The sequence below is a fragment of the Meiothermus luteus genome, from assembly GCF_003574085.1.
Classification (GTDB): domain Bacteria; phylum Deinococcota; class Deinococci; order Deinococcales; family Thermaceae; genus Meiothermus; species Meiothermus luteus.
Genome location: NZ_QWKZ01000006.1, coordinates 33,316 through 45,396, shown reverse-complemented (window position 1 = coordinate 45,396; position 12,081 = coordinate 33,316). Strand labels below are relative to the sequence as shown.

Genomic DNA, 12,081 nt, shown 5'->3' with positions numbered 1-12,081 from the left:
GGCAGGAGCCCAGCCCCAGCATCTAGTGAGGTGACCATGGAAGCCCAAAAGTCCCCCCTCGAGCCCCAGGCGGTGATGGAGGCCGCCGCGAAGCTGCGCACCCTAATTTTGGAGGTCAAGAAGGTCATTGTAGGGCAGGACCTGATGCTGGAGAGGATGCTGGTGGCCCTCCTGGCCCGGGGGCATATCCTCATTGAAGGGGTGCCTGGTCTGGCCAAGACCCTGGCCATCAAGACCCTGGCCGAGGCCATTGGGGCCAGCTTCAAGCGCATCCAGTTCACCCCTGACCTGGTGCCCGCCGACCTGGTGGGCACCCGCATCTACAACCCCAAGGAGGCCAGCTTTGAGGTGGAGTTGGGGCCCATCTTCGCCAACCTGATTCTGGCCGACGAGATTAACCGCGCCCCGGCCAAAATTCAGTCTGCCCTACTGGAGGCCATGCAGGAGCGCCAGGTGACCATCGGCCACCAGACCTATAAGCTGCCCGACCCTTTCTTGGTGCTGGCCACGCAGAACCCCATTGAGTCGGAAGGCACCTACTTCCTGCCTGAGGCCCAGGTGGACCGCTTCATGTTCAAGGTCTGGCTGGACTACCCAGCCTTCTACGAGGAGATGACCGTGGTGGAGCGGGTCTCCTCCAAGTTTGAGCCGGTTGAGGTGGTGCTGAGCGGCGACGAGCTGCGGGCGCTTCAGGCCATGGCCGACCGGGTGCACGTTCATCCGGCGGTTACGGAGTACGCCGTGCGCCTGACCCGGGCCACCCGGGACCCTGGAGAGGTGGGGCTGGCCCAGCTCAAGAAGTACATCAGCTACGGAGGCAGCCCCAGGGCCAGCGTCAACCTGATTCTGGGGGCCAAGGCCCTGGCCATCGTGCGGGGCCGGGAGTACGCCCTGCCCGAGGATGTGCGCGACCTGGCCCCGGAGGTGCTGCGCCACCGGGTCATCCTCTCCTACGAGGCCCTGGCCGACGAGGTGCGGCTGGAGGAGGTGGTGCAGAAAATCATCGCCGCTACCCCTCTTCCCAAGGTGCACCTGGGCGACCCCTACCGCGATGCCCGCCCGTCCGCAGAGAACCCCTCGGCTTGAGCCTGGAACACCATGCTTTGGCGCCGCAAGAGCAAGATTGAGGTTGCCCTGCCCCCGGAGCCCGCGGGGCTGAGGCCGAAGGAGCTGCCCGCGGAGCTGCTCAGGCGGCTCGAGTTTCGTGTGCTCAAGCGGCTGGATGGTTTCCTGTTTGGCGATTATACGGGCTTCTTCTACGGCCCCAGCCTGGATTTGGCCGAGGTGCGGGAGTACCAGCCGGGCGATGAGGTGCGGCGGATTGACTGGAATGTGACCGCCCGCACCGGCCGGATTCACATCCGCCAGTACCGCGAGGAGAAAGAGGTTACGGTTTGGTTGCTCCTTGACCTATCGGCCTCCATGCGCTTTGGGACGCGGCGGGTGCTCAAGGTGGAGGAGGCCTTGGAGTTCGCCGGGGTTGCCGCGGCCATCGCGGCCCGGCACGGCGATAAGGTGGGGGCCATCGGTTTTTCGGAGGCCGGGCTGAGGGTGGTGCCGCCCGGAACCGGGCGCAAGCAGGCCTTGCGGGTGTTGCACGAGATGCAGCGGCACCTGGAGCGGCCAGGCCGGGGAGGAGGGGGGCTCGAGCCGGCCCTGGAGTACGCGGCGCGGACCCTGAAGCGCCGGGGGCTTTTGTTCGTGGTCTCGGATTTTCCCTTGGCCTCGGAGGAGCCGGCGTGGGTGCCTTTGCTGAGGCGGCTTTCCTACCGGCATGACGTGGTGGCGGTGCGGGTCTTGGACCCAGCCGAGCTCGAGCTGCCCAACGCGGGGGAGCTGCGCTTGCGCGACCCTGAGACTGGGGAGGAGGTCTGGGTGGATACCAGCGACCCCAGGGTGCGCCGGGCCCACGCTGCTTTCGTAAAGGCTCGGGAGGCCCGGCTCGAGCGGGCCCTGCGGGCGTCCCGGGTGGATGCCCTCACCCTTCTGACCGCCCAGGAGATCGTAGAACCCCTGCTTAAGTTCACCCTGCGCCGAAGGGGGCAAAGATGAGCTTCACCTGGCCCGGATTCCTTTGGTTTCTCCTCTTGATACCGCTGTTCTTGGGCTTCTTGCTCTGGACACGCCAGAGGCGCCAGCGCACCGCCGAGACCTTTGCCGAGGCGCGCCTGCGGGCTTTGGTGGTGCAAAAGCCGCCCCGGGCCCACGTGCGCTGGCCCTTGGGGCTGCAGCTTCTGGCCCTGTTGCTCCTGCTCCTCGCTGCGGCCCGTCCGGTGGCCAGCCCTCCTTTACCCACCAACAAGGCCGCGGTGGTGCTGGCCATAGACGTTTCCCGCTCCATGCTGGCCTCTGACCTGAACCCGAGCCGCCTCGAGGCGGCCAAGGCTACCGCCCGGAAGTTCGTGGAGCTGGCCCCGCCCACCACCCAGATTGGCCTAGTGAGCTTCTCCGATGCTACGGCGGCCCTGGTGCCCCCCACCACCGACCGGCAGCGGCTCTTGGAGGCCATTGACCGGCTCAAGCCGGCCCAGAACACCTCGCTGGAAAACGCCATTGTGACCAGCGTGAGGCTGCTTCCTGGAAGGCGCGACCTTAAGCCTCCGGCCGAGCTGGCCCCTTCGGGGCCGAATTCTCCCGACCCGCTGCAGGGGGTTCCGGAGCTGCCGGCCTCCCCGTCCTCCTCCCCCCAGGACCTTCCCCCGGGCAGCGTGGTGATCCTCTCCGATGGGGTTTCCAACGTGCGCAGCGACTTCAGCCTGTCTACCCGGGCCAGCCTGGAGGCCGCGGCCCGTTTTGCCAAGGAGAGCAATGTTCGGCTTTACACCTTCCCCATGGGCCAGCCGGGGGGGACGGTCATGCAGCTCGAGGGGCGGAACTACTACGTGCCCTTTGAGCCGCGCAACCTCGAGCTGTTGGCCCAGCTTAGTGGGGGTAAGAACACCTACCCGCCCACCGAGGAGGCCTTGCGCCAGGTGGTCCAGGAGCTGGGTGTCCTTATCCGCTGGGAGGCTACTAGGACCGAGGTTGGCTTCTTGTTCTCGGGGCTGGCGGCTCTGCTGATGGTGCTGGGGGCGGGGTTAAGCCTGCGCTGGCAGCGGCGCGTTCCATAGGGGGTAGGGATGGCGTTTTTGTGGCCCTGGGCCCTGGGGTTGTTGCTGCTGCTGCCGCTGTTGGTGGCCCTGTACCGGTGGGCTCGGCGTTTTCCGGGAGGGGCGGCGGTGCTCTACCCCGATGCGACCCGCGCCCTTCGGGGGCCTGCCGAGCAGCCCAACCTGGGGCAGCGCCTGCCCCCTTTGCTGTACCTTTTGGCCCTGGCCCTGGCTCTTTTGGCCCTGGCCCGGCCTGTCCTGCCCGCGCCACGGGCTGACCCCAAGGCGGCGGTGGTGCTGGCGGTGGACGTGAGCCTCTCTATGGGGGCCACCGATGTGGCGCCCAACCGGTTTGAAGCCGCTCGGGAGGCCTTGCGGGCCTTTATAAGGGGACTGCCCGAGGGGCTGCGGGTGGGGTTGGTGGCCTTTGCCCGGGATGCCCACCTGCTGGTTCCGCCCACCGTTCGCCGAGAGCAGCTTTTAGAGGCGGTGGACCACCTGCAGCTCACCTTTGGCACCGCCATAGGGGAGGCGATTCTGGAGAGCCTCTCGGCCTTGCCCCCTCTTTCCGAGCGGGCCTCGGCCAAGGACCCTTGGAGCCTGGCCACCATCGTTCTCCTCACCGATGGCCGCAGCCTGAGCGGGGTAGACCCTGTTGAGGCCGCCTTGGAGGCGGCCCGCCAGAAGGTGCGGGTGCACACCATCGGGATTGGTCGGCCTAGCAAGGGGCCGGTGCCGGGGCTGCCCGACGAGTACGCGCTGGCTGCCCGTTTTGACGAGGAAACCTTGCGTGAGGTGGCCCGCCTGACCGGTGGGGAGTACCGTTTTGTGGACTCGGCAAAGGAACTCGAGGAGGCCTACCGCGCTTTGGAGCTGGGGGTGGAGGTTCGGCTGGAACGGGCGGAGGCGACCGGCTGGTTGGCCCTGCTGGCAGGAGTTTTTCTGCTCTTGAGCCTGGCCTTGGCAGAGTTCAGGCGGCGTGTGGTCTAGGCCTCAGCGGGGTGGCCAGCGAACGAGCCTTGGCGCATGAGGGCCTGGGCCAGCTCGAGCCGCGCCAGCAGGGAAGGCGCTTCCAGCAGGGCCTGCTTGTCCAGCGCAGGGACCCGCAGGTTGACGCACAGGAAGGAGGCTTGGTAGAGGGGGTCATCGGGCAGGTTGGCGATGGCCTCCTCCAACGCCTTAGGGTCGGCCACCCCGGCCATATAGCTGCGGAAGGTCTCCAGAGCGTCCCAGGCCGCCACAATCTCCTCGCTGCGGGTGGCGCGCTCGAGCGGATAGGGGAGGTCTAGGGTGGTCTGGTAGAGGGTGTTCTCCAGCGTCCCCACCCCCCCTACCCGGCAGCGCTCTCCCCCGCGGCAGACGATGTTGAAAGTACCGTCGGGATTCTCCGAGGCGGCCAGCAGGTCTACGTAGCCCCCCACCTCCCGGAGGCCTGCGGGGGTGGTCAGGGCGATTACAAAGCGCCTGGGGCCCTCGCTTTGGGCCAGTAGATGGCGAACCATCTGCTTGTAGCGCTCCTCAAAGATGTAAAGCGGGATGAGCAGCCCTGGGAAGACCACCGTCTCGGGCAGCGGGAAGAGGGGCAGTCGCCTCACGCCCTTAGGTTAAGGAGGCGGCCTCCGGTTTGCCAACCTTCTGAGGCCCCAAGCCCGTTTTGGGTTTCTAAACCAGCTTTTGCCAGGCTCTTATCTTTGTTCTCCAAGGCCTGCCTATACTGCTGGTATGAGACGCCTTTTGGGCCTAACCGTGCTGGTGGGGCTGGTCCTGGCCCAAAGCGGGGCCCAGCTTTACCAGCAGAACTGCGGCTTCTGCCACGGAGAGGCCGGGCAAGGGCGGGCGGGGGCCTACCCTCCTTTGGCCCAGCACACCCCGGAGCTGGTCAAGACCCCAGAGGGCCGGGCCCACCTCCTGAGGGTCATGCTCTACGGGATGCAAGGTCCGGTGCGGGTGCGGGGCCAGGTCTACGATGGGGTGATGCCGGCCTTTCCCCAGCTCAGCGATGAGCAGATTGCCTCAGTGCTCAACTATATTCTCACGGCCTGGGGCAACGACCGGCTGCTCCCCCGTGACCACCGTCCCTTCACCGCAGCCGAAGTGGCCGCCTTGCGGGCCTCGGGGAACCGGCTGTCCCCCCAGCAGGTAGGGGAGGCCCGGGCGCGCCTCCAGGTGCCCTAGGTTCTTCAGCCTCGAGGGGTCCGTGGCCTACCGGCTTTCCACTACCGACTGGGCGGTGTTGGTGGCCCTTTTAGAAGGGGTTTCTCACGGCTTCCGGCTTGCGGCTTTGTTCTCCCCAGCCGGGGAACTCGGGGATATATGGCGCATTCAGCGGCCCCAGGTCTATCGGGCCCTGGAGCACCTGCGCGCGCGGGGGCTGGTGCGGCAGGTGGGGCAGGAAGAGGGGGAAGCGGGGCCGCCCAGGACGCTCTTTGACCTCACCGAGGAGGGGCGGCGGGCGGCTTTGAAGTGGCTTTACACCCCAGTGGAGCGGCTGCGCTACGGCCGCTCCGACCTTCGGCTGAAGCTCGCTTTTCTCCTACGGCTCTCCTTGGACCCCGGGCCCCTTTTGCAAGCCCAGCGGGAGGTTTTCGCCCAGATTCTGACCGGGCTCGAGGTCCGCCTTCCAAAGGCCCAGGGCCTCGAGCGGGTCTCCACCCTTTGGCGCCTGCAGATGGCTCGAGCCAGCCTGGAATTCATCCAGCAGATGATGGCCGAGGAGACCCGCTCCCCCTTGCGGCAATAGCCCCTTGGGCCTATAATGCTCCCATGTAGTTACACTGTAACTAAATGGGAGGAAGCGATGGGGCGTTGGTGGATGGTGCTGGGCTGGGTGGGCCTCTTCTGGGCCCAGGCCCAAAGCGTGCGGGTGGTGGCGGCTTCCGACCTGCAGTATGCGCTGCCTGAGATTGTTCAGGCCTTTGAGCGGCAGAACCCTGGGGTGCGGGTGGAGCTCAGCTTCGGTTCCTCCGGCAAGTTCTACACCCAGATTATGCAGGGCTTACCGGCGGACATTTTCTTCTCCGCCGATGCGGCCTTCCCTAAGCGGCTCGAGGAGGCCGGGCGCACTACCCCAGGAGCCTTGCGGCTTTACGCGGTGGGGCGGGTGGTGGTCTGGGTGGCCAACGCCTGGGCGCAGCAGGGCCTTGACCCTCGCCGGATGGGGCCCCGGGTCCTGCTGGATGGCCGGGTGACCCGGGTGGCCATCGCCAATCCGGTGCACGCACCCTATGGCCGGGCCGCGGTCAGCCTGCTGGAGCGCTTTGGCCTCATCCGGCCAGTTCGCGAGGTGGCCTGGGAGGAGATGACCGAGGGCGTGGCGGCTTACTACAACCTCTCCGTGCTGCGACAGGGTAAGCCTGGCTTTGAGTTTGTCTACGGGGAGAATATCTCCCAGGCCGCCCAGCTTGCCCTCTCCAGCACCAATGTGGGCATCCTGGCCTTCTCCATCGCCCGCAGCGAAGCCATGCAGCGGGCCGGGGTTTACTGGCTGGCCCCCCTGAGCAGCCACCTGCGCCTCGAGCAGACCTACACCATCCTGCGGGGGCAGGACCGGCCCGAGGTGCGGCGCTTCTACGAGTACATCGCCACCCCCGAGGCCCACCGTGTGCTGCGCAAATACGGCTTCCTTTTGCCCGGGGAAAAGCCGGAGGAATGAGCGACCCAGTCTTCTGGGAAACCCTAGCCCTCACCCTGCGGGTGAGCCTGGTCAGCACCCTTATCCTTTTGCTGATGGGCCTTCCCTTGGCATGGGTGCTGGCCCACAAGCGCTTTTGGGGGAAGCGGGTGGTGGAGTCGGTGGTGCTGCTGCCCCTTACCCTGCCCCCTACGGTGCTGGGCTTTTACCTGCTTTTGCTCCTGGGCCAAAACGGGCCCATAGCCCAGACGCTGGGCTTTAGCTGGGCCTTTCGCTTTGAGGGCCTGGTGGTGGGTTCGGTGCTGTTCAGCCTGCCCCTTGCCCTAAACGGCTACCGCGAGGCCTTCCGTGGCCTGGATTTGGACCTCATCCAGACTGCCCGCACCCTAGGGGCGGGCTGGCGGCGGGTGTGGCTCGAGGTCATCCTTCCCCTTACCTGGCCTGGCATTCTTTCTGGCTCCATCCTGGCCTTTGCCCATACCCTTGGGGAGTTTGGGGTGGTGCTGATGGTGGGGGGCAGCATTCCTGGCAAGACCCAGATGGTGAGCATCTACATCTACGATCAGGTGCAGGCCCTGCGCTTTGATCGGGCCAACCAGGCGGCCGGCGTGCTGCTTTTGGTGAGCTTTGCCCTGGTCTATCTGGTGCGCAGCTTGGAGGAGAGGTGGAGATCGCGTACGCCCTCAAGCGTCCGGTGAGGCTTAGCCTTCGGCTTTACATCCGGGGGTTCACGGTGCTGTTGGGGGAGAGCGGGGTGGGGAAGACCAGCCTGCTCAAGGCGGTGGCCGGGCTGCTGCCGGCCGAAGGGGAGCCCTTTGGCGGCTTGCCCGCGGAGCGGCGGCCGGTGGGCTACCTGCCCCAGCACTTCGCGCTCTTTCCCCATCTGAGGGCCTGGCAGAACGTGGCCTTTCCGCTGGTCCACTGGCCCCGGGCCCAGCGGAAGGAGCGGGCCTTGGGGTACCTGGCCCAGATGGGCATTGCTGAGCTGGCGGAGCGCTTTCCCCGCGAGCTGTCCGGCGGACAGCAGCAACGGGTGGCCCTGGCCCGGGCGCTGGCCCGTGAGCCGGTTCTGCTTTTGCTGGACGAGCCCACCAGCGCCTTGGATATAGGCACCCGGGAGGAGGTTTTCTCAGGGGTGTTGGAGCGCTTGAGGGCCTTGGGCATCCCAACCCTGGCCGCTTCGCACGACCCCTGGCTGGCCCAGCGGGCCGACTGGGTGGGGGTGCTGACCCGAGAGGGGCTGGCCCAGCAGGGCCCCCCGGAGGAGGTCTTCGCCCGTCCGGCCAGCCTTGAGGTGGCCCGGCTGGTGGGGTTCCGCAACCTTTTCCAGGCCAGCGTGGGGGCCGTGGAGGAGGGATGGGTTTGGGTGGAATCCCCCTTGGGCCGGTTGAAAGCGCTGCGCCCAGCTTGGGCCCGGCTGGGCCAGCGGGTCTGGCTGGGGATGCGCTCCGAGGAGGTTTTTACCCTAGAAGGAGAAGAAAACCGGCTGCGAGGAAGGTTGCTGGCCTTTTGGCCACAAGGGTTGCGGTGGCGGGGACGGCTTAGAGTAGGCCAAGCGGAGCTGGAATTCCTGCTCCCCCGCTACCGACTGGAAGAGCTGGGGCTAAAGGAGGGAGAAGAGGTAGGGGTGCGGCTCGAGCCTCGCTTCCTACACCTGATGCCACACTAGGACTGCTTCTGCTCGGGCTTGGCCTCCTCGGGTTTTTTCTCCTCCTCGCTGATGGCCCTGCGGAACTCGCGGGCCGATTGGCCCAGTCCCCGGGCCAGCTCGGGCAGCTTGCGCGCCCCAAAAAGGAGCACTACGATGAGCAGGATGATCAAGAGTTCAGTTGGGCCTAAAGGCATGGCTTCCTCCTTGGCTTAGAGTATACATTTTTCAAGCTAGCTTTTCTTTGGGCAAGGCTGCCTGGTTGATTGCTGGGGCGGGGTGAGGTTTTGTTGGCTCCTACTTCCAGACCCCAGACTGAAGTCGTCTTAGCTTAGGCAGGTTATAATCGGCCTGGCTCGAGGCGTTCCATGGCCCTGACCTTTTCCCAAGCCCATTCCCTGCCACGTAACCCTGGCATGCCCCTTGACCTAGGCATGGTGGAGGAGGCTCGGGTCAACCGCAGCGCGGTTGAGCGTCGGGCAGCCACTTTGCCCGCACGCCGGACGGTGAAAAAGGCATGGCAGGCAGCCTGGCTCTTGCACGCGGTGAAGACCCTGGATCTCACCACCCTCTCTGGTGATGATACCCCGGGTACGGTGCGCCGTCTTTGCGCCAAAGCCCGCCGACCGGTTCAGCCTGACCTCTTGGCGGCTTTGGGGGTAGAGGGGCTTCGGCTCACGGTTGGCGCGGTGTGCGTCTACCACGAGATGGTGCCCACGGCGGTAGAAGCCCTGGCCGGCACGGACATCCCGGTTGCTGCGGTTTCCGCGGGCTTTCCTGCCGGGCTCAACCCCCACCGGCTCAAGCTGCAGGAAATTGAAGCCTCGGTGGCGGCTGGGGCCCGCGAGATTGACGTGGTAATTTCGCGCCGCCACGTGCTGACCGGCAACTGGCCGGCCCTTTACCAGGAGGTGCGGGAGTTTCGCGAGGCCTGCGGGGAGGCCCACATGAAGGTCATCCTGGCGGTGGGCGAGCTGGGCACCCTCAAGAACGTTTACAAGGCCAGCGTGGTGGCTATGCAGGCCGGGGCCGACTTCATCAAGACCTCCACCGGCAAAGAGGCGCTCAACGCCACTTTGGAGAGCAGCCTGGTCATGCTGCGGGCCATCCGGGCCTACCACCAGGCTACCGGCTACCAGGTGGGCTTCAAGCCGGCCGGGGGTATCCGCAGCGCCAAGCAGGCCCTGGACTGGCTGATTCTGGTGAGGGAGGAGCTGGGGGTGGACTGGATGCAGCCGCGTCTTTTCCGCATAGGGGCCAGCGCCCTCCTGAACGATATTGAGCGGCAGCTGACCCACCTGGCCTACGGCCGTTACGCCTCCATGCAGTACCAGCCCCTGGGGTGAGAATGACCGTTGCTGAGATTATGCAGACCCTGGAGTACGGCCCCGCGCCCGAGGCCGCCGAGCCTGCTTTGGACTGGCTTAGGTCGCACCGCAACCGCTTTGGCCTCTTCATAGGGGGTAGGTGGCGTGCACCCAAGAGCGGCACCTGGTTTGCCACCCTGAACCCTGCCGATGGTCGGGAGCTGGCCCAGGTAGCCCAAGCAGGCCGCGAGGATGTGGAGCTGGCTGTACGGGCGGCCCGCCGGGCCTTTGCAGCTTGGGGAAAGACCCCTGGGCACTTGCGGGCCCGCTACCTTTACGCGTTGGCGCGGCAGATACAAAAGCACGCCCGGCTCTTCGCGGTTTTGGAGACCCTGGACAACGGCAAGCCCATCCGTGAGACCCGCGACATTGACATCCCTTTGGTGGTGCGGCACTTCTACTACCACGCGGGCTGGGCCCAGCTCATGGACTCGGAGCTTTCAGGGTATGAACCCCTGGGCGTGGTGGGGCAGATCATTCCGTGGAACTTTCCCCTGCTCATGCTGGCCTGGAAGGTCGCCCCGGCTTTGGCCATGGGCAACACGGTGGTCCTAAAGCCCGCCGAGTTTACGCCGCTTACTGCCCTGCTGTTCGCGGAAATCTGTGTTCGGGTGGGGCTGCCGGCTGGGGTGGTGAACATCCTCACCGGGGATGGCCGCACCGGGGCGGCCCTGGTTGAGCACCCCGGCGTAGACAAAATCGCCTTTACTGGCTCCACCGAGGTGGGCCGTCTCATCCGCCGGGCCACCGCGGGAAGCGGGAAGCGGCTTTCCCTGGAGCTGGGGGGTAAATCCCCGTTCATTGTTTTTGAAGATGCCGACCTGGACAGCGCGGTAGAGGGGGTGGTGGACGCCATCTGGTTCAACCAAGGCCAGGTCTGCTGCGCCGGCTCGAGGCTCCTGGTCCAGGAGGGGATCGCCGATGGGTTCTACCAGAAGCTCAAGGCCCGCATGGAGAAGCTGCGCGTGGGCAATCCCCTGGACAAGGCGGTGGACATCGGGGCCATCATTGCCCCGGTGCAGCTAGAAAAGATAAAGCGACTGGTTCAGAGAGGCTTGGAGGAAGGCGCTGAGCTCTGGCAACCTTCCTGGGCGGTGCCCAAGGAGGGGTGTTTCTATCCCCCCACGCTTTTTACCAACGTGGCTCCCAGCGCCACCATCGCCCAGGAGGAGATATTTGGTCCGGTGCTTGCCGCCCTTACCTTCCGCACCCCCGAGGAGGCGGTGCGCCTGGCCAACAACACCCGCTATGGCCTTGCGGCCAGCGTCTGGAGCGAGGACATCAACCTGGCCCTGGATGTGGCCACCCAGATTAAGGCCGGCACCGTCTGGATAAACAGCACCAACCTGTTTGATGCGGCCAGCGGTTTTGGGGGGTACCGGGAGAGCGGCTTTGGCCGAGAGGGAGGGAAGGAGGGGCTTTGGGAGTACGTGAGGAGGGTGCGGCCTAGAACGCCTTTGGCCAGGAAAAAGGCCTCGCCGGCCCGGCCTCAGCGCCCAGAGGCCCTCCCCCCGATAGACCGCACCGCCAAGCTCTTTATTGGGGGCAGACAGGTTCGCCCCGACTCCGGCTATAGCCGGTTGGTCTATGGGCCGGACGGCGGCCTTCTGGGCGAGGTGGCCCTGGGCAACCGCAAGGACATCCGCAACGCGGTGGAGGCAGCCCGCGGGGGCTTTGAAGCTTGGCGTAGGGCTTCTGCTCATCATCGCGCCCAAATCCTCTACTTTTTGGCCGAGAACCTTTCCGAGAGGGCCGCCGAGTTCGCCTATCGCATCGCTCAGCAAACCGGCCAGGAGGGGCGTGAGGAGGTTGAAGCGGCCATAGAAGCTCTCTTTTCTGCCGCTGCTTGGGCCGACAAGTACGAAGGGGTGGTGCACCCCACCCCGTACCGGAACGTGACCCTGGCCATCCCTGAGCCGGTGGGCGTGCTGGGTATCCTCTGCCCCGACGACTGGCCCCTTTTGGCCCTAGCCCGGCTGGCGGGGACGGCCCTTGCCCTGGGCAATGCCTTGGTGGTAGTGCCCTCCCCGCAGGCCCCCCTCACCGCCACCGACTTCTATCAGGTCCTGGAGACCTCCGATGTGCCCGCGGGGGTGTTCAACCTCATCACCGGGGAGCGCGATGAGCTGGCCCAGACCCTGGCTGAACACGACGATGTGGATGCGGTCTGGTATGCCGGGCCCCAGGAGGGTCAGGCCATGGTGGAGCGGTCCAGCGCCGGGAACATGAAGCGCACCTGGACCCTGCCCCAGACTGGCCCGCTGCCCGAGGTGGAGGAGGTGCTGCGCCAGGCCACCCAGGTCAAGAACATCTGGGTGCCCTATGGGGCCTGAGCTTTAGGCGTAT

The 12,081-nt window shown here is 65.9% G+C and carries 13 protein-coding genes; 11 read left to right on the top strand and 2 right to left on the bottom strand.

Annotated features, from left to right (window positions below):
* Positions 1-36 precede the first annotated feature (36 nt).
* From Mlute_RS01855 to Mlute_RS01840, 4 genes are read left to right on the top strand one after another with little or no spacing between them, the layout of a single operon-like run.
* Positions 37-1,086 carry an AAA family ATPase gene (locus tag Mlute_RS01855; RefSeq protein ID WP_119359066.1) on the top strand — a complete coding sequence of 350 codons (1,050 nt, stop codon included), beginning with the start codon at positions 37-39 and terminating at the stop codon, positions 1,084-1,086.
* A 12-nt stretch (positions 1,087-1,098) separates the two neighbouring features.
* Positions 1,099-2,052, top strand: a complete 954-nt coding sequence (locus Mlute_RS01850; protein WP_119359065.1) for a DUF58 domain-containing protein — start codon at positions 1,099-1,101, stop codon at positions 2,050-2,052.
* Positions 2,049-3,110: a VWA domain-containing protein gene (locus Mlute_RS01845; RefSeq protein ID WP_119359064.1), complete on the top strand. Its 1,062-nt coding sequence runs from the start codon at positions 2,049-2,051 to the stop codon at positions 3,108-3,110. Before Mlute_RS01850 ends, Mlute_RS01845 begins: the two co-directional genes overlap by 4 nt.
* Before the next feature lie 9 nt (positions 3,111-3,119).
* A complete protein-coding gene (locus Mlute_RS01840) occupies positions 3,120-4,079 on the top strand; it encodes a VWA domain-containing protein (RefSeq protein WP_119359063.1) in 960 nt (319 codons plus the stop codon).
* On the opposite strand, the gene Mlute_RS01835 is transcribed toward Mlute_RS01840, so the two are convergent.
* A complete protein-coding gene (locus Mlute_RS01835) occupies positions 4,076-4,684 on the bottom strand; it encodes an LON peptidase substrate-binding domain-containing protein (protein WP_119359062.1) in 609 nt (202 codons plus the stop codon). The genes Mlute_RS01840 and Mlute_RS01835 overlap by 4 nt on opposite strands.
* 127 nt (positions 4,685-4,811) lie before the next feature.
* On the opposite strand from Mlute_RS01835, the gene Mlute_RS01830 reads away from it, so the two are divergent.
* From Mlute_RS01830 to Mlute_RS01810, 5 genes are read left to right on the top strand one after another with little or no spacing between them, the layout of a single operon-like run.
* Positions 4,812-5,264, top strand: a complete 453-nt coding sequence (locus Mlute_RS01830; protein ID WP_119359061.1) for a c-type cytochrome — start codon at positions 4,812-4,814, stop codon at positions 5,262-5,264.
* A 22-nt stretch (positions 5,265-5,286) separates the two neighbouring features.
* Complete coding sequence (locus tag Mlute_RS01825; protein WP_245958809.1) at positions 5,287-5,829, top strand: PadR family transcriptional regulator; 543 nt, start codon at positions 5,287-5,289, stop codon at positions 5,827-5,829.
* A 57-nt stretch (positions 5,830-5,886) separates the two neighbouring features.
* Positions 5,887-6,741 carry a molybdate ABC transporter substrate-binding protein gene (modA, locus tag Mlute_RS01820; protein ID WP_119359060.1) on the top strand — a complete coding sequence of 285 codons (855 nt, stop codon included), beginning with the start codon at positions 5,887-5,889 and terminating at the stop codon, positions 6,739-6,741.
* Complete coding sequence (gene modB, locus Mlute_RS01815) at positions 6,738-7,418, top strand: molybdate ABC transporter permease subunit (RefSeq protein WP_119359059.1); 681 nt, start codon at positions 6,738-6,740, stop codon at positions 7,416-7,418. Before modA ends, modB begins: the two co-directional genes overlap by 4 nt.
* A complete protein-coding gene (locus tag Mlute_RS01810) occupies positions 7,385-8,389 on the top strand; it encodes an ABC transporter ATP-binding protein (RefSeq protein ID WP_119359058.1) in 1,005 nt (334 codons plus the stop codon). The genes modB and Mlute_RS01810 overlap by 34 nt, the downstream gene beginning before the upstream one ends.
* On the opposite strand, the gene tatA is transcribed toward Mlute_RS01810, so the two are convergent.
* Positions 8,386-8,565 (bottom strand): twin-arginine translocase TatA/TatE family subunit, encoded by a 180-nt coding sequence (gene tatA / locus Mlute_RS01805; RefSeq protein ID WP_119359057.1) that lies wholly within the window; start codon positions 8,563-8,565, stop codon positions 8,386-8,388. The genes Mlute_RS01810 and tatA overlap by 4 nt on opposite strands.
* A gap of 171 nt (positions 8,566-8,736) precedes the next feature.
* Here tatA and deoC point away from each other — a divergent pair, with 171 nt between their 5' ends.
* Positions 8,737-9,714, top strand: a complete 978-nt coding sequence (deoC, locus tag Mlute_RS01800; RefSeq protein ID WP_119359056.1) for a deoxyribose-phosphate aldolase — start codon at positions 8,737-8,739, stop codon at positions 9,712-9,714.
* Between the two features lie 2 nt (positions 9,715-9,716).
* Entirely contained in the window at positions 9,717-12,068 is a 2,352-nt protein-coding gene (locus tag Mlute_RS01795; protein WP_119359055.1) for an aldehyde dehydrogenase family protein, read from the top strand.
* Positions 12,069-12,081: the final 13 nt, after the last annotated feature.